The 16,378-nt window shown below is 72.5% G+C and carries 13 protein-coding genes; 7 read left to right on the forward strand and 6 right to left on the reverse strand.

Annotation, left to right across the window (positions count from 1 at the left end; all coding sequences use genetic code 11):
* Positions 1-24: 24 nt before the first annotated feature.
* Together ACL02T_RS20705 and gltB are read right to left on the reverse strand one after the other, a co-directional pair.
* Positions 25-1,476: a glutamate synthase subunit beta gene (locus ACL02T_RS20705; RefSeq protein ID WP_412832377.1), complete on the reverse strand. Its 1,452-nt coding sequence runs from the start codon at positions 1,474-1,476 to the stop codon at positions 25-27.
* Positions 1,469-6,034, reverse strand: a complete 4,566-nt coding sequence (gene gltB, locus ACL02T_RS20710; RefSeq protein ID WP_412832498.1) for a glutamate synthase large subunit — start codon at positions 6,032-6,034, stop codon at positions 1,469-1,471. The genes ACL02T_RS20705 and gltB overlap by 8 nt, the downstream gene beginning before the upstream one ends.
* Before the next feature lie 577 nt (positions 6,035-6,611).
* Here gltB and ACL02T_RS20715 point away from each other — a divergent pair.
* On the forward strand, positions 6,612-7,346 hold the full coding sequence (locus ACL02T_RS20715; RefSeq protein WP_412832378.1) for a (2Fe-2S)-binding protein: 735 nt from the start codon (positions 6,612-6,614) through the stop codon (positions 7,344-7,346).
* Here ACL02T_RS20715 and ACL02T_RS20720 read toward each other — a convergent pair.
* From ACL02T_RS20720 to ACL02T_RS20730, 3 genes are read right to left on the reverse strand one after another with little or no spacing between them, the layout of a single operon-like run.
* A complete protein-coding gene (locus tag ACL02T_RS20720; RefSeq protein WP_503129098.1) occupies positions 7,289-7,768 on the reverse strand; it encodes an Asp23/Gls24 family envelope stress response protein in 480 nt (159 codons plus the stop codon). The two genes, ACL02T_RS20715 and ACL02T_RS20720, sit on opposite strands and share 58 nt — an antisense overlap.
* On the reverse strand, positions 7,753-8,469 hold the full coding sequence (locus ACL02T_RS20725) for an Asp23/Gls24 family envelope stress response protein (protein WP_412832380.1): 717 nt from the start codon (positions 8,467-8,469) through the stop codon (positions 7,753-7,755). The genes ACL02T_RS20720 and ACL02T_RS20725 overlap by 16 nt, the downstream gene beginning before the upstream one ends.
* Positions 8,460-9,032 (reverse strand): RNA polymerase sigma factor, encoded by a 573-nt coding sequence (locus tag ACL02T_RS20730; RefSeq protein WP_412832381.1) that lies wholly within the window; start codon positions 9,030-9,032, stop codon positions 8,460-8,462. Before ACL02T_RS20730 ends, ACL02T_RS20725 begins: the two co-directional genes overlap by 10 nt.
* 286 nt (positions 9,033-9,318) lie before the next feature.
* Between ACL02T_RS20730 and ACL02T_RS20735 the strand changes: the two genes are divergently transcribed.
* The 6 genes from ACL02T_RS20735 to clpX all read left to right on the forward strand — a co-directional run bounded on the left by ACL02T_RS20735 (position 9,319) and on the right by clpX (position 14,659).
* Positions 9,319-9,486, forward strand: a complete 168-nt coding sequence (locus ACL02T_RS20735; protein WP_412832499.1) for a CsbD family protein — start codon at positions 9,319-9,321, stop codon at positions 9,484-9,486.
* A gap of 77 nt (positions 9,487-9,563) precedes the next feature.
* On the forward strand, positions 9,564-9,989 hold the full coding sequence (locus ACL02T_RS20740) for a hypothetical protein (protein WP_412832382.1): 426 nt from the start codon (positions 9,564-9,566) through the stop codon (positions 9,987-9,989).
* Positions 9,990-10,129: 140 nt separating this feature from the next.
* A complete protein-coding gene (gene tig, locus ACL02T_RS20745; RefSeq protein ID WP_412832383.1) occupies positions 10,130-11,647 on the forward strand; it encodes a trigger factor in 1,518 nt (505 codons plus the stop codon).
* Positions 11,648-11,911: 264 nt separating this feature from the next.
* Positions 11,912-12,514 (forward strand): ATP-dependent Clp protease proteolytic subunit, encoded by a 603-nt coding sequence (locus ACL02T_RS20750; RefSeq protein WP_412832500.1) that lies wholly within the window; start codon positions 11,912-11,914, stop codon positions 12,512-12,514.
* Positions 12,511-13,164 (forward strand): ATP-dependent Clp protease proteolytic subunit, encoded by a 654-nt coding sequence (locus ACL02T_RS20755; RefSeq protein WP_412832384.1) that lies wholly within the window; start codon positions 12,511-12,513, stop codon positions 13,162-13,164. The genes ACL02T_RS20750 and ACL02T_RS20755 overlap by 4 nt, the downstream gene beginning before the upstream one ends.
* 217 nt (positions 13,165-13,381) lie before the next feature.
* On the forward strand, positions 13,382-14,659 hold the full coding sequence (gene clpX, locus ACL02T_RS20760) for an ATP-dependent Clp protease ATP-binding subunit ClpX (protein ID WP_412832385.1): 1,278 nt from the start codon (positions 13,382-13,384) through the stop codon (positions 14,657-14,659).
* A 395-nt stretch (positions 14,660-15,054) separates the two neighbouring features.
* Here the strand turns inward: clpX and ACL02T_RS20765 are convergent, their stop codons facing one another.
* The gene (locus ACL02T_RS20765) at positions 15,055-16,227 is read right to left on the reverse strand and encodes a CaiB/BaiF CoA transferase family protein (RefSeq protein WP_412832386.1); all 1,173 of its coding nucleotides are present in this window, start codon (positions 16,225-16,227) and stop codon (positions 15,055-15,057) included.
* Between the last annotated feature and the right edge of the window lie 151 nt (positions 16,228-16,378).

Here is a 16,378-nt window from a genome sequence, read left to right on the forward strand (position 1 = left end):
GCAGACGCGCGCGGGACGGACGCCTCAGGCGATCTGGCGGTCCGTCGGGTTGATCGGGCGCGGGAGGACGTCCCGGCCGGTCAGGAAGGCGTCGACCCCCGCGGCCGCGGAGCGGCCCTCGGAGATGGCCCACACGATCAGCGACTGGCCACGGCCCATGTCGCCGGCGACGAACACGCCGTCGACGCTGGACATGTAGTTCTGGTCCCGCGCGACGTTGCCGCGCTCGTCCAGCTCCACGCCCAGCTCGGAGAGCAGCTTGCCCTTCTCCGGGCCGACGAAGCCCATCGCCAGCAGGACCAGGTCCGCCGGGATCTCCCTCTCGGTGCCCTCGACGGGGTCGAAGCCCCGCTCGCCGCGGGTGACCTCGACCAGCCGCAGCGCCTTGACCTTGCCGGAGCCGTCGTCGACGAACTCGGTGGTGTTGACCGAGAACAGCCGCTCGCCGCCCTCCTCGTGCGCCGAGGAGACCCGGTAGACCATCGGGTAGGTCGGCCAGGGCATGCCCTCGGTGCGGTGCTCCGGGGGCGTGGGCATGATCTCGAGCTGGGTGACCGACGCGGCCTTCTGCCGGTGCGAGGTGCCCAGGCAGTCGGCCCCGGTGTCACCGCCGCCGATGATCACGACGTGCTTGCCCTCGGCGCTGATCGGCGGGGCGTCGAGGTCGCCCTGCTGCACGTGGTTGGCCCACGGCAGGAACTCCATCGCCTGGTAGATGCCCTCGAGCTCGCGGCCCTTCGCCGGGATGTCCCGCCACGCGGTGGCCCCGCCGGCGAGCACGACGGCGTCGAACTCCTCGCGCAGCTGCTCGGTGGTGACGTCGACCCCGACGTCGACCGAGGCGCGGAAGTGCGTGCCCTCGGCCTGCATCTGCTCGAGCCGCCGGTCGAGCCGGGACTTCTCCATCTTGAACTCGGGGATGCCGTAGCGGAGCAGCCCCCCGATCCGGTCCGCCCGCTCGAACACGACGACCTCGTGCCCGGCCCGGGTGAGCTGCTGCGCGGCGGCCAGCCCGGCCGGACCGGACCCGACGACGGCGACCTTCTTGCCGGTCTTCGCCGCGGGCACGACCGGGGTCACCCAGCCCTCGTCCCAGGCCCGGTCGATGATCTCGACCTCGACCTGCTTGATGGTGACGGCGTCGTCGTTGATCGCGAGCACGCACGCCGCCTCGCACGGGGCGGGGCACAGCGTCCCGGTGAACTCCGGGAAGTTGTTGGTGGCGTGCAGCCGCTCGATCGCCTCGCGCCAGTCCTTGCGGTAGACGAGGTCGTTCCACTCGGGGATCAGGTTCCCCAGCGGGCAGCCCTGGTGGCAGAACGGGATGCCGCAGTTCATGCAGCGACCCGCCTGCTTCTCCAGGGTGGCGCGCGGGAAGTCCTCGTAGACCTCGCGCCAGTCCATCAGGCGCAGGTCGACGGGGCGGCGCTTCGGGGTCTCGCGGGGAGTGGTCAGAAAGCCCTTCGGGTCACCCATGTGCGGCCTCCATGATCGCCGCGTTGACGTCGCGGCCATCCTTCTCGGCCTGCTCGCGGGCCTGCAGGACGCGCTTGAAGTCCTTCGGCATGATCTTGCCGAAGCGCTCCACCGCGACGTCCCAGTCGGCGAGCAGGGCGCGGGCGACCGGGGAGTCGGTCTCCGCGTGGTGCTTCTCGACGTACTCCCGCAGGAACTCGCGGTCGGTGTCGTCGAGGGGGTCGATGTCGACCATCTCGGGGTTGACCCGCTTGCTCAGCGGGCGGGCACCCGCCTCGAGGTCGAGCACGTAGGCGATGCCGCCGGACATGCCGGCCGCGAAGTTGCGGCCCACCTTGCCCAGCACGATCACCTTGCCGCCGGTCATGTACTCGCAGCCGTGGTCGCCCACGCCCTCGACGACCGCGACGGCCCCGGAGTTCCGGACGCAGAAGCGCTCGCCGACGATGCCGCGGATGAACATCTCCCCGGACGTGGCCCCGTAGAGGATCACGTTGCCCGCGATGATGTTCTCCTCGGCCGCGAACGGGGCCGACGGGTCGGGCCGCAGGATCAGCCGGCCGCCGGACAGGCCCTTGCCGAAGAAGTCGTTCGTGTCGCCGACCATCCGCAGCGTGATGCCCTTCGGCACGAAGGCGCCCAGCGACTGCCCGGCCGAACCGGTCAGCGTGACGTCGATCGTGTCGTCCGGCAGGCCCTCGCGGCCCCACTTCTTCGTCAGCTCGTAGCCGAGCATGGTGCCGACGGTCCGGTTGACGTTGCGCACCGGCAGGTCCAGCCGGACCTTGTCGCCGTTCTTCAGTGCGCCCTCGGCCAGCTGGATCATCGTGTTGTCCAGCGCCTTCTCCAGGCCGTGGTCCTGCGCCTGGGTCCGGTGCCGGGACGCGCCGTCGGGCAGCTCCGGCGCGTGGAAGATCGGCCGCAGGTCGAGCCCGCGGGTCTTCCAGTGGTGCACCGCCGCGTCGGTGTCGAGCACCTCGGCATGGCCCACGGCCTCCTCGAGGCTGCGGAAGCCCAGCTGGGCCAGGTGCTCACGCACTTCCTCGGCCACGAACCGCATGAAGTTGACGACGTACTCCGGCCGTCCGTCGAACTTCTCGCGCAGCTTCGGGTTCTGCGTCGCGACGCCGACCGGGCAGGTGTCCAGGTGGCAGACACGCATCATGATGCAGCCGCTGACCACCAGCGGGGCGGTGGCGAACCCGAACTCCTCGGCGCCCAGCAGGGCCGCGACGACGACGTCCCGGCCGGTCTTCAGCTGCCCGTCGGTCTGCACGACGATCCGGTCGCGCAGGTTGTTGGCCAGCAGCGTCTGCTGGGTCTCGGCCAGGCCGAGCTCCCACGGACCGCCCGCGTGCTTGATCGAGGACAGCGGCGAGGCGCCCGTGCCGCCGTCGTGGCCCGAGATGAGCACGACGTCGGAGAAGGCCTTCGCCACGCCCGCCGCGACCGTGCCGACGCCGACCTGGCTGACCAGCTTCACGTGGATGCGGGCCCGCGGGTTGGCGTTCTTGAGGTCGTGGATGAGCTGCTTGATGTCCTCGATCGAGTAGATGTCGTGGTGCGGCGGCGGCGAGATCAGGCCGACGCCCGGGGTCGAGTACCGGGTCTCGGCGATCCAGGGGTAGACCTTGCCGCCGGGCAGCTGCCCGCCCTCGCCGGGCTTGGCGCCCTGGCTGATCTTGATCTGGATGTCGTCCGCGTTGACCAGGTACTCGCTGGTCACGCCGAACCGGCCGGACGCGACCTGCTTGATCGCGCTGCGCCGCGAGTCGCCGTTCGGGTCCGGGACGAACCGCGCCGGGTCCTCGCCGCCCTCGCCGGTGTTCGACTTGCCGCCGAGCCGGTTCATCGCGATCGCCAGCGTCTCGTGCATCTCCTGGCTGATCGAGCCGTAGGAGATGGCGCCCGTGCCGAACCGCGTGACGATCGACTCGACCGACTCGACCTCCTCGAGCGGCACCGGCGGACGCACGCCCTCCTTGAAGGCGAAGAGCCCGCGCAGCGTCATGAGCCGCCTGGCCTGGTCGTCGACCGCCTTGGTGTACTCCTTGAAGATCTCGTACCGGCCGGAGCGGGTCGAGTGCTGGAGCTTGAACACGGTCTGCGGGTTGAACAGGTGCAGCTCGCCCTCGCGCCGCCACTGGTACTCGCCGCCGACGGCGAGCGCGCGGTGGCTGGCCCGGGTGCCGTCGGCCGGGTAGGCGCGGCGGTGGTGCTTGAGGGCCTCCTCGGCGAGCACGTCGAAGCCGACGCCGCCGAGTCGCGAGGTGGTGCCGGTGAAGCAGGTCTCGACGACCTCCCGGCCCAGGCCGACCGCCTCGAAGATCTGCGCGCCCGTGTACGAGGCGACGGTCGAGATGCCCATCTTGGACATCGTCTTCCGTACGCCCTTGCCGAGCGCCTTGACCAGGTTCTTCGCCGCCGTCTTGGCGTCGACGCCCGGGATGTCGCCGCGCTCGGCGAGGTCCTCGACGGTCGCCATCGCCAGGTACGGGTTGACCGCGGACGCGCCGTAGCCGATCAGCAGCGCGATGTGGTGCACCTCGCGGGCGTCGCCGGACTCGACGATCAGCCCCACCTGCGTACGGGTGCGCTCGCGGACCAGGTGGTGGTGCACCGCGCCGGTGAGCAGCAGCGACGGGATCGGCGCGTGCTCCGGGCCGACCCCGCGGCTGGACAGCACGATCAGCCGGGCGCCGTTCTGGATCGCCTCGGAGACCTCGCCGCGGATCTCCTGCAGCCGTCGCAGCAGGCCCTCGCCGCCGTCGGCCGCCCGGAAGACGCCCTTGACGGTGTAGGTCGCGAAGCCCGGGAGGTCGCCGTCGTCGTTGATGTGGACGATCTTGGCGAGGTCGTCGTTGCCCAGCACCGGGAAGGGCAGGACGATCCGCCGGCAGTTCGCCGGGCCGGCCTCGAGCAGGTTTCGCTCCGGACCCAGCAGCGAACGCAGCGAGGTGACGAGCTCCTCGCGGATCGCGTCCAGCGGCGGGTTCGTGATCTGCGCGAACAGCTGGATGAAGTAGTCGTAGATCTGCCGCGGCTTCTCGGACAGCAGCGCCAGCGGCGCGTCGTTGCCCATCGAACCGATCGGCTCGGCACCACTGGCCGCCATCGGCTTGAGGAGGACGGTGAGCTCCTCCTCGGTGTAGCCGAAGGACTGCTGACGGTGGGTCAGCTCGGCGTGCGCGGGCACCTCGCGCTGGCGCTCCGGCAGGTCCTCGAGGGCGATGCGACCGGCGTGCAGCCACTCCTCGTACGGCAGCGCCGCCGCCAGCTCGCCCTTGATCTCCTCGTCGGCGACGATCTTGCCCGCCTCGGTGTCGACCAGGAACATGCGGCCCGGCTCCAGCCGGCCCTTGCGCACGACCTGCGCGGGGTCGACGTCGAGCACGCCGACCTCGGAGGCCAGCACGACCAGCCCGTCCTCGGTGACCCACCACCGGGCGGGCCGCAGGCCGTTGCGGTCGAGCACCGCGCCGATCTGGGTGCCGTCGGTGAAGGCGACGAGCGCGGGGCCGTCCCACGGCTCCATCAGGTTCGAGTGGAACTCGTAGAAGGCGCGCCGCTGCTTGTCCATCTCGGCGTGGTTCTCCCACGCCTCGGGGATCATCATCAGCACGGCGTGCGGCAACGAGCGGCCCGACAGGTGCAGCAGCTCCAGCACCTCGTCGAAGGTCGCGGAGTCCGACGCGTCCGGCGTGACGATCGGGACCAGCCGGTCCAGGTTGCCCGGCAGCACGGAGGACTCCAGCAACGCCTCGCGTGCCTTCATCCAGTTGCGGTTGCCGCGCAGGGTGTTGATCTCGCCGTTGTGCGCGACGTACCGGTAGGGGTGCGCCAGCGGCCACGCCGGGAACGTGTTGGTGGAGAAGCGCGAGTGCACCACGGCCAGGGCGGTGGTGACGCGCGGGTCCGACAGGTCGGGGTAGAAGGCCTCGACCTGCGGCTCGGCGAGCATGCCCTTGTAGACGACGGTCCGCGGGGACAGGCTCGGGAAGTAGACACCGGTCTCGTGCTCCACCCGCTTGCGCAGACAGAACGTGCGCCGCTCCAGCTCGATGCCGGTGGGCGGCGGCTTCACGATGCCGGTCTCGATGCCGGCCACGAACAGCTGGCGGAAGCCGGGCATGGCGGCCAGCGCCGTGGGGCCGAGGTCGGCCTTCTCCGGGTCCGTCGGCAGCTCGCGCCAGCCGAGCACGCGGAGGTTCTCCTCGGCGGCCAGCTCGTTGATCCGGGCGACGGCCTCGTCGGCCTTCGCCTCGTCCCGCGGCAGGAACGCGATGCCGGTGGCGTACGCGCCCGCTTCGGGCAGGTCGAAGTCGACGACCTCGCGGTAGAAGGCATCCGGGACCTGGATCAGGATGCCCGCGCCGTCGCCGGTGTTCTCCTCCGCGCCGCGGGCGCCTCGGTGTTCGAGCCGGAGCAGTGCCGTGAGCGCCTTCTCGACGATCGAGTGGTCGCGTCGGCCCTGCAGGTCGGCCACCATGGCGACACCACAGGCGTCGTGCTCGTGCTCGGGGGAGTAGAGCCCGCCGGGCGTCGGCGCGCTCGTCACCGGAATCGTGTCCGTGGCGCCGGGGCGGTTGCTGGTCGCAGCCAACAGCTCCTCCTGTCGTCTCGGTGCACCCCGACTTCGCATCGGGACGACGTGGACCGTGGGTGGTTCCACAAGGGGGTCCAGAATACAGCGATGCTCCGACGGAACGCTGACGCTGATCCGTTCGGGGTGCACCGTCCGGACTGCGCCTCGGTCGTCTCCTGCTGGTGTTCGGACGCACGTGTCTCGGCCGGAGCCCGACTTCGGGCCCGGCCGGCGGCTTGCACTTGGGCGACCGCACGCGGCATCGGGCGCGGTCTGTCCGGGAAGAGAGTGACACGCCGATGCGCTGATACGCCAGGTCTGGCGACCCGAACGGCTGTGACCTGCGTCGGAGCGGCGGCCGCAGGCGGCGACACGCCGCCGGTGGGCGATCAATGCCGGACCGTCCGGGCAGGTCAGGGCCGTCCGGTCCGCCCGGATCACGGCCCGGGGGCGAGACTGGGGTGATGAAGTGCACCCGTCACCCGCTTCGCCTCCCGTGCGTGACCGGCATGACACCCGAACGGCTGACCGCCGGGGCGGTGGGCGGACGGTGACCGCCCCGGTGCGCACCGTGCTCGCCGACGTCGCACGGGTCGGACCCTTCTTCGCCGTCGCGACCGAGCCCGCCGAGTCGGCCGACCCGACGTGGCGGCCGCTGCGGGCGCTCGGATCGGCCGGCCCGGCGGAGCCCGGCGCGCTGGGGGACCGCATCGCGCACGTCCGACGGGTGCTGTCCGAGCAGGCGGGCCGGGTGGTCGAGGAGCGGGTGGCCGCCTCGATCGCCCTGCAGGGCCTGGCCGCGCGGCTCGTCTCCGCGCCGCTGGCCGCGGTCGCGCTGCACGGTGTCCTGCCCGATCTCGGCCGCGACGCCCTGCACTGGCGCGTCGCCCACACCGGGCCCTGGCCGCTGTGGACCGACGGGGAGCGCCCCGTCCGCGATCCCGCCGAGCTGCCGGCGCTCGTCACGGAGGAGCTGGCCGAACCGCTGGTGCGGGCGGTGCGCACGCTCGTGCCGGTCTCCGCACGGGTGCTGTGGGGGAACGTGGCCTCCTCGGTGGCGGGCGCCAAGCGGGTGCTCGGCACCGAGCGGCCGGAGGCCGCGCCGCGGGCCGCCGAACTCGCCGCGGCGGTCCTCGACCACCCGCTGCTGGCCGGTGCCGGCGAACGGCGCCCACCCGGCCCCGCCGACCACGGCTGGACCTTCCGCCGCCGGTCCTGTTGCCTCTACTACCGGCTGCCGGGCGGCGGCACCTGCGGGGACTGCGTGCTCTCCGGCCGGGCCTGAGGACCGGGGTCGGTGTCGGGATCCGGTGTCGGGACCCGACGTCGAGGGGGCTCGTCGAGCAGGACGTCGGCGACCGTGACCGTGACGACGGCGTCGAGGCCGGTGCCGGCGCGCACCCGCGCCGCGACCGCCCGCTGCACGGCCGTGCAGAGGTCGCGGGTGTTGTGGCCGAGGGTGGTGACGAGCGTCAGCGCGACCTCCGCGCGGCCGCCGTCGACCGAAGCGGACGCCCCGGCGGCCGAGAGCGCGCCGTCGGCGAACCGGTCGCCCAGCAGTGAGCCCGCCAGCCCCAGCAGGGTCTGTCCCAGGTCCGGCCGCAGGGCGACCACACCCGGCACCTCGCGGGCCGCGGCCGCCGCGATCCGGGCGACGACGGCGTCGCCGACCGTCAGCCGCACCGGCGGGGTCACGGCTCGTCCCACAGGTCGACCACCGCGATGTCCACACTGCGCACCGGCACCCCCAGGGCCTGCTCGCCCGCCACCACCACCATCTGCCGCACCCGCGCCGTCACCGAGGCGAGGTTCACGCCGAACCGGGCCGTCACGGTGATCACCACGGTCACGCCGAACGGGTCGGTCCCGCCCGGCGCCGCACCGCTCCGGCCCCCCGCGCCGGACCCGGGCGGTTCGATCCGGCAGCTGCGCGCCCGCATCCCATCCATCCCGTCGACGACGTGACGCAGCACCCTGGCCGCGGCGGGCCGGCTCAGCCGGGCGGGCCCCGCGGGGGAGTCGAGCGGCAGAAGGTCCTGTGGGCGCAGCTCGGCGGTGACGGTGTCGAGCACGGCCTGCAGCACGCCGTCGAGCGCCGACGGCGACGGCAGCGGCCGCTCCGCCGCCATCCGGTGGACGACGGAGTCCAGCCCCAGCGCATCCGCGGCGGCGGCGCGGCAGTGCGGGCACTCCGACTCGTGGGCGTCGAGGACGCCCTCGACCGCGTGGTCCCAGACGTCGGCCGCGTCGCGGCCACACGCCAGCGGCTCGATCGGCCGGTCCACCGGCCCCGCGGTCCGCCGGGTGACCCCGACCCGGACGTCGTCACGGTCGTCGTCACGGATGTCGCCGGAGAGGGCGGGCCGGACGTCCTCGGGGAGGTCCTTGCCCACCTTGCCTACTTCCACGACCGCATCACCTCCGCCAGCGTCCGCCGGGCCCGGTGGATCCGCCCCCGCACGGCGGTCTCCGACGCACCGGTGATCTCGGCGATCTCCGTGTAGCCCAGGCCCTCCAGCTCGCGGAGCACGAAACAGGCCCGCTGGTCGTCCGGGAGCGTCCGCAGCGCCGCCCGCAGCGCCGCGAGCCCCGCGTCGACCTCGGCGGTGTGCTCGGGTGCGCCGGCCTCGGGCGCGGCCAGCCGTTCCGGCGCCACCTCCTCCACCCGTTCCACCGGCACGGTGGCGCGCCGGTGGCGCAGCAGGTCGAGGCACCGGTTCGTCACGATCCGGTACGCCCACGTGGTGAAGGCGGAGTCGCCGCGGAAGCGGTCGAGCCGCCGCCACGCGTCGAGCAGCGACTCCTGCAGGGCGTCCTCGGCGTCGGCGGGGTTGCCCACCAGGCGCAGGGCGAGCCGGTAGAGCGCGGCCTGGTGCCGCTGCGCGAGCTCGGAGAAGGCCCGGACGTCGCCCTCGCGGGCACGGACGACGAGCGTGGTGTCGTCCAGTCCCCGCTCCACGGGTGCGGTCACCCGCGTGCCGGGCGGGGACGGTGACGAGGCCGGTGGGGGTGACGGCGCCGGCCGAGGCGGCGGGCACTCGTCCTCCCGCACCCTGCTCGTCCGCATCGCCTGCACCACGGTCCCGTCCGCCCGCCCCCGACCGCACCTGACGCCTCCGACGGCACCGTGTGACGTCGGTCACGGACATCGTATGCCGGGCGGGGGCCGGGGGTAACCGCTCCGCGAGCCCGACGCTAGCGGCCGGACCCGCCGGCCGCGCGCCGGGCGCGAGGGTCCCGGAGGTGTCGCGATGAGCATGAAGGACAAGCTGGACAACAAGGGCGAGGAGATGGCGGGCAAGGCCAAGGAGGCCACCGGCCGCGCCACCGACGACGAGCAGCTCGAGGCCGAGGGGTGCACCGACCAGGTGAGCTCGGACGTCAAGCAGGCCGGCGAGAAGGTCAAGGACGTCTTCAAGCGCTGACCGCCCCCGATCCGACGCGACGGCGGCGTCCCGGTTCCCGGGGCGCCGCCGTCGCGTGTGGCCGCTAGCGTGGCCCCGTGCCCCCTGCCGCCACCGGGGCCGGCGTGGCCGGCCCGCCCGCACCGTTGCCGGAGCGCGTCGCCGCCGCCGTGCTGGGCCATCCGGCCGTCGCGCGCCTGGACGGCGGGCCGTTCGGCAGTGTCGCCTCCTACCTGCCCGGGCGGCGGGTGGTCGGGGTGCGGGCGGAGGAGGGGACCGGGCCGGACGAGCCGGTCGAGGTCGCCGTGGTCGTCCGCTGGCCGGCCGGGCCCTCGTTGCCCGCGCTGGCCGAGGAGATCGCCGCGCTCGTGCGGGGCGTGGCGGGGGAGCGCCCGGTCGACGTGACCGTCACCGACCTCGTCCCCGCCGCCGGGGCGGCGCCCGCCACGGATCCCGGAGGTGATCGGAGCGGTCCGGTCGCAGGGCCCGGACCGGCCGGAACGGCCGGGACGCGTCTCGCCTAGACTCGCCCGGACACGTGCCCGGCGCACGTGACCGCCCCTCCCGGCCCGGTCGATGCGGCGTCGTGCCGCCGGCACCGAGGTACGAACCGAGCAGGGCCCGCCACACCGCAGAGCCACACCGCAGTCCGAGGAGTTCCACCGTGAAGAGCACCGTCGAGCACATCGGCCCGACACGCGTCAAGCTCACAGTCGAGGTGCCGTTCGACGAGCTCAAGCCCGACTTCGACCGCGCCTACAAGAAGATCGCGCAGCAGGTCCGCATCCCGGGCTTCCGCCCGGGCAAGGCGCCGGCCCGGATCCTCGACGCCCGGCTCGGCCGCGAGGTCGTCCTGGACGAGGTGCTCAACGCCGCCGTCCCGGCCAAGTACAGCGAGGCCGTGCAGGCCGCCGAGGACGTCAAGCCGATCGGCCAGCCGAACATCGAGGTCACCGAGCTCGCCGACGGGGACAAGGTCGCGTTCACCGCCGAGGTCGACGTCCGCCCGGAGATCGCGCTCCCCGAGCTGGACGGCATCACCGTGCAGGTCGACGACGTCGAGGTCACCGACGAGCAGGTCACCGAGCAGCTCGACCAGCTGCGCGCCCGGTTCGGCACGCTGACCGGCGTCGAGCGCCCGGCGCAGGAGGACGACTTCGTCCAGATCGACCTCTCCGCCGCCGTCGACGGCAAGGAGATCGAGGAGGCCACGACGACCGGGTACTCGTACCAGGTCGGCCAGGGCGGTCTGATCGACGGCATCGACGAGGCCATCACCGGCCTGTCCGCCGGCGAGGAGAAGACCTTCACCTCGAAGCTGGTCGCCGGCGAGTACGCGGACCGGGACGCCGAGGTCACGGTCAAGGTCACCGCGGTCAAGGAGCGCCAGCTCCCCGACGCCGACGACGAGTTCGCCCAGCTGGCGAGCGAGTTCGACACCCTCGACGAGCTCACCGCGGACCTGCGGGAGCGGCTCGGCCGGGTGCGCCGGATGGAGCAGGTCACGCAGGCCCGCGACAAGGTGCTCGACGAGATCGTCGACCACACCGAGGTCCCGCTGCCGGAGAGCATCGTCGAGGCCGAGGTCGAGTCCCGGCACCACGACGCGGTGCACGCGTTCGACCACAGCGACGAGCAGTTCGACGAGTTCCTCGAGAAGCAGGGCAAGACCCGCGAGGAGTTCGACACCGAGACCCGGGCCGAGGCCGAGAAGTCGGTCAAGACGCGGCTCGTGCTCGACGCCCTGGCCGACGCCGAGGAGGTCCAGGTCGGCGACCAGGAGCTCACCGAGCGGATCATCTACCAGGCCCAGCAGTACGGCATGGCGCCCGAGGAGTTCGTCCAGCGCATCCAGCAGGCGGGCCAGCTCGGCGCGATCTACTCGGATGTCCGGCGGAGCAAGGCGCTGATCGTCGCCGTGCGCGCGGCCACGGTCACCGACGCCGCGGGCGAGCCGGTCGACCTGTCCGACCTGCTCGGCCCGGAGGAGGGCGCCGCCGTCGCCGCGGACGTGGAGGAGGCCCCGGAGGCCGCCGCCGACGCCGCCGACGCCGCCGCGGGGACCGCCGGCGACGAGGCCGCCGCGGGCGAGGCCGAGGTCGTCGAGGCCCCGGCCGCCGAGGACGCGTCGGGCGCCGCGGTGGGCACCGAGGCCGCGGGCCCGGCCGCCGGCAAGGCGTGAGCACGCGCGCCTGACCAGCACGGACGGGTGGTCGCTGCGCTGTCGGCGAACACGCGCCCCGTCCGCGGACGCGGGGTGCCGCGGCCGCGTAGGGTCGGGCTCGAAGCAACGGACGGGCCGCCGGCGGGACACGATCCCCCGGCGGCCCGCCGGAGAAGACGACCCCCGAGTGACGCCAGCAGAAGGCAGGGTGAAGTGAGTCAGCAGGACACCGGCCCGCGGTCGACCGCGGACCGCCTCGTGGAGGACCGCCGCGCGCTGCAGATGCGCTCGGCCCCCTCGAGCATGACGCTGTCCGACTCGGTGTTCGAGCGGCTGCTGCAGCAGCGCATCGTGGTGCTCGGGCAGCAGGTCGACGACGACATCGCCAACCGGATCGCCGCGCAGATGCTCCTGCTGTCGGCGGAGGACCCCGAGGCGGACATCTCGCTCTACATCAACTCGCCGGGTGGCTCGGTCACCGCGGGGATGGCCATCTTCGACACGATGGAGTTCATCCCCTGCGACGTCGCCACCTACGCGATGGGCCTGGCCGCGTCGATGGGGCAGTTCCTGCTCTCCGCGGGCACCCCGGGCAAGCGCTTCGCGCTGCCGCACTGCCAGATCCTGATGCACCAGCCGTCGGCCGGGGTCGGCGGCTCCGAGTCGGACATCCGGATCCAGGCCGAGCTGTTCCGCCGGCACAAGCAGGAGATGGCGGAGCTGATCGCCGGGCACACCGGCCAGCCCGTCGAGAAGATCATCCGGGACTTCGACCGCGACCGCTGGTTCTCGGCGGAGGAGGCCAAGGAGTACGGCTTCGTCGACCAGGTGATCCAGCGGGCGGGCGACCTCCCGCAGGCGACCGAGAACGGGAGCTCCGCGTGAGTGGTTTCCAGATGCCGGGCGGCGGCGCGCCGTCGTCGGCCCAGAGCCGGTACGTGCTGCCGTCCTTCGTGGAGCGCACGAGCTACGGGGTCAAGGAGTCGAACCCGTACAACAAGCTCTTCGAGGAGCGCATCATCTTCCTCGGGGTGCAGATCGACGACGCCTCGGCGAACGACGTCATGGCGCAGCTGCTCTGTCTCGAGTCCGCGGACCCCGACCGCGAGATCTCGATGTACATCAACTCGCCCGGCGGGTCGTTCACCTCGCTGATGGCGATCTACGACACCATGCAGTTCATCCGCCCGGACATCCAGACCGTCTGCCTCGGGCAGGCGGCCTCGGCCGCGGCGGTGCTGCTGGCGGCAGGCACCCCGGGGCGGCGCCTCGCGGTGCAGAACGCCCGGATCCTGATCCACCAGCCAGCCACCGAGGGCTTCTACGGCCAGGTGTCCGACCTGGAGATCCAGGCCGCCGAGATCTCCCGCATGCGCAAGCTGCTGGAGACCACGCTCGCGCGGCACAGCGGGCGCACCCCGGACCAGGTGCACGACGACATCGAGCGGGACCGGATCCTCACGGCCGAGGAGGCCAAGGAGTACGGGATCGTCGACGAGATCATCCAGAGCCGGAAGCTCTCCGCGGTCGGCTGAGTGTCATCGGTGGCGCCGGGGCCGTCGCGCGGCGGCGGTTCCGGCGGCACGCCGGTCCGCCGGCGGCTGTTGCAGGACGAACGCAGAACGACCGCCTGCCGAACCGACCCCGACAGGTCGTTGCGATCCGTCGCAGCGAGGGGCTCCGGCAGGTACCGTCATGACGACGTGGGTACACCCGGACGAGGGCGTACCGGATGGGACTGGGGCTGCACTCATGGCACGCATCGGTGACGGCGGTGACCTGCTCAAGTGCTCTTTCTGCGGGAAGAGTCAGAAGCAGGTCAAGAAGCTCATCGCCGGGCCCGGCGTCTACATCTGCGACGAGTGCATCGATCTCTGCAACGAGATCATCGAGGAGGAGCTCGCCGAGACCGGCGACGTGAAGCTCGACGAGCTGCCGAAGCCCGCCGAGATCCACGAGTTCCTCGACCAGTACGTCGTCGGGCAGGCCACCACCAAGCGCACGCTGTCGGTGGCGGTCTACAACCACTACAAGCGCATTCAGGCGGGCGACCGGACCCGGGGCGACGGCGACGGCGTCGAGCTGGCGAAGTCGAACATCCTCATGCTCGGTCCGACCGGCTGCGGCAAGACCTACCTCGCGCAGACCCTCGCCAAGCTGCTGAACGTGCCGTTCGCGATCGCGGACGCCACGGCGCTGACCGAGGCGGGGTACGTCGGCGAGGACGTCGAGAACATCCTGCTCAAGCTCATCCAGGCGGCGGACTACGACGTCAAGCGGGCCGAGACCGGGATCATCTACATCGACGAGGTCGACAAGATCGCCCGCAAGTCGGAGAACCCGTCGATCACGCGGGACGTCTCCGGTGAGGGCGTGCAGCAGGCGCTGCTGAAGATCCTCGAGGGCACCACGGCCTCGGTGCCGCCGCAGGGCGGGCGCAAGCACCCGCACCAGGAGTTCATCCAGATCGACACGACGAACGTGCTGTTCATCGTGGCGGGCGCGTTCGCCGGCCTGGAGAAGATCATCTCGGACCGGGTCGGGCGGCGCGGGCTGGGCTTCGGCGCGGAGATCCGCTCCAAGTCGGACCTGGACAGCTCCGAGAGCTTCGCCGACACCATGCCCGAGGACCTGATCAAGTTCGGGCTGATCCCCGAGTTCATCGGCCGGCTCCCGGTCGTCGCCTCGGTGACCTCGCTCGACAAGGACGCCCTGGTCAAGATCCTCACCGAGCCGCGCAACGCGCTGGTCAAGCAGTACCGCAAGCTCTTCGAGATGGACGGCGTCGAGCTCGAGTTCACCGACGACGCGCTCGAGGCGGTCGCCGACCAGGCGATCCTGCGCGGTACCGGTGCCCGCGGCCTTCGCGCGATCATGGAGGAGGTGCTCCTCCCCGTCATGTACGACATCCCGAGCCGCACCGACGTGGCGAAGGTGGTCGTGACCGAGGAGACGGTGAAGGAGAACGTCAACCCGACGATCGTGCCGCGGCGCCCGCAGCGCCGGGAGCGGGGCGAACGCTCCGCCTGAGCGACCTTCCGCGAACGCCCGCCCTCTGGTCGAGGGCGGGCGTTCCGCGTTCTCGGGGGTTCGCATGATCGGTCTCGGGGTGCCGTGAGGGCTGTCGAGGCGACCGCCCCTGCGCACGTGCGGCGATCTTGGCGGCGGCCGACGATCATGATCGTCGTCAACCTGCGGTGAGGGCTGTCGAGGCGACCGTCTTCGCACGCTCGCAGCGATCATCGACGGTCGGCGGCCCGCTGACCATGATCGTCGCCGGGGTGACCGGAGGATCGTCGAGCCGACCGTCAGGTCACGCTCGCGGCGATCAAACCGGCTGAGTCCCGCCTTGATCGCTATGAGTGTGCGGCGAGGGCTGTCGAGGCGAGCGTCTTCGCACACTCTCGTCGATCATGGAGCCGCGCTCAGGTGTCGAGCTTCTCGATCTCCTCGGCGGTGTAGCCCAGCTCGCCGAGGACCTCGGCGGTGTGGGCGCCCAGGGCCGGGACCTCGGCGTCGAGCGGCGGGGGCCAGGCGCTGGAGTCGACGGGCGGGACGGCCATCGGCACCACCTCGCCGCCGGGCACCGGCACCGGGACGAAGCGGGCGCGGGCGACCAGCTGGGGGTGCCGGGGCAGCTCGGCGACGTGCCCGACCGCGGACCAGGCGATGTCGGCCTCGTCGAGCAGCGCGCCGAGCCGCTCCCGGGTCAGCTCGGCGAAGCGGGTGTGCAGCAGGGCGTGCAGCTCGTCGCGGTGCTCGACCCGCGCCCGCACCGAGGCGAACCGCTCGTCGACGGCGAGCGCGGGGTCGCCCAGCACCGTGGTGCACAGCCGCAACCACTCCCGCTCGTTCTGCACCGCCAGGTGCACCGCGCCGTCGGCGCACGGGAAGGGCCCGTACGGCGCGATCGAGGGGTGGTGCCCGCCGGACCGGACCGGGGCCCGGCCGGTGCCCAGCGCGTACAACATCGGCTGGTGCATCCACTCCGTGAGGGCCTCGAGCAGCGAGATCCGCAGCGTCGCCCCCTCGCCCGTGCGCTCGCGGTGGAACAGCGCCGCGAGCACCGCGGACTGGACCTGCACCCCGGCTGCGATGTCGGCCACCGAGATGCCCGTCCGGGCCGTCACGTCGCCCTCGCCGGTCAGCTCGAGCAGGCCCGCCTCGGACTGGATCAACGCGTCGTACGCCTTCCGCCCCGCGGAGGGCCCGCCCTCGCCGTAGCCGGAGAGTTCGCAGGTGATCAGCGAGGGCCGGCGGCCGCGCAGGGTGTCGCCGTCGAGCCCGAGCCGGGCGGTGGCGCCGGGACCGAGGTTGGCCAGCACGACGTCGGCGGTGTCGACGAGCCGGTGCGCCGCCGCGAGCCCGTCGGCGGACTTGAGGTCGAGCACCACGGAGCGCTTGCCGCGGTTGATCCACGCGAAGTAGGAGGAGACGTCACCGCAGGCCGTGTCGTAGCCCCGGGCGAAGTCGCCCCCGCCAGGTCGCTCGACCTTGACGACCTCGGCGCCGAGGTCGGCGAGCAGTCGCCCGGCGTAGGGCACGGACACGGCGTGGTCGAAGGACACCACGCGGATGCCGCTCAGCGGTGCACTCACCCGCCCACTCCACCACACGCGCGCCCGGCACCCCAGGTGTGGCCGGTCCGCCGCGGCGAAGGTCGGACGTCATCGGGGCACGACCATCTCCCGCACGTACGGCCCGATCGCGCGGCTGCCGACGATCCCCGCGCTGGTCTCCGCCGGGGTT

The sequence above is a fragment of the Pseudonocardia oceanicola genome (assembly GCF_047200735.1).
Lineage (GTDB): Bacteria > Actinomycetota > Actinomycetes > Mycobacteriales > Pseudonocardiaceae > Pseudonocardia.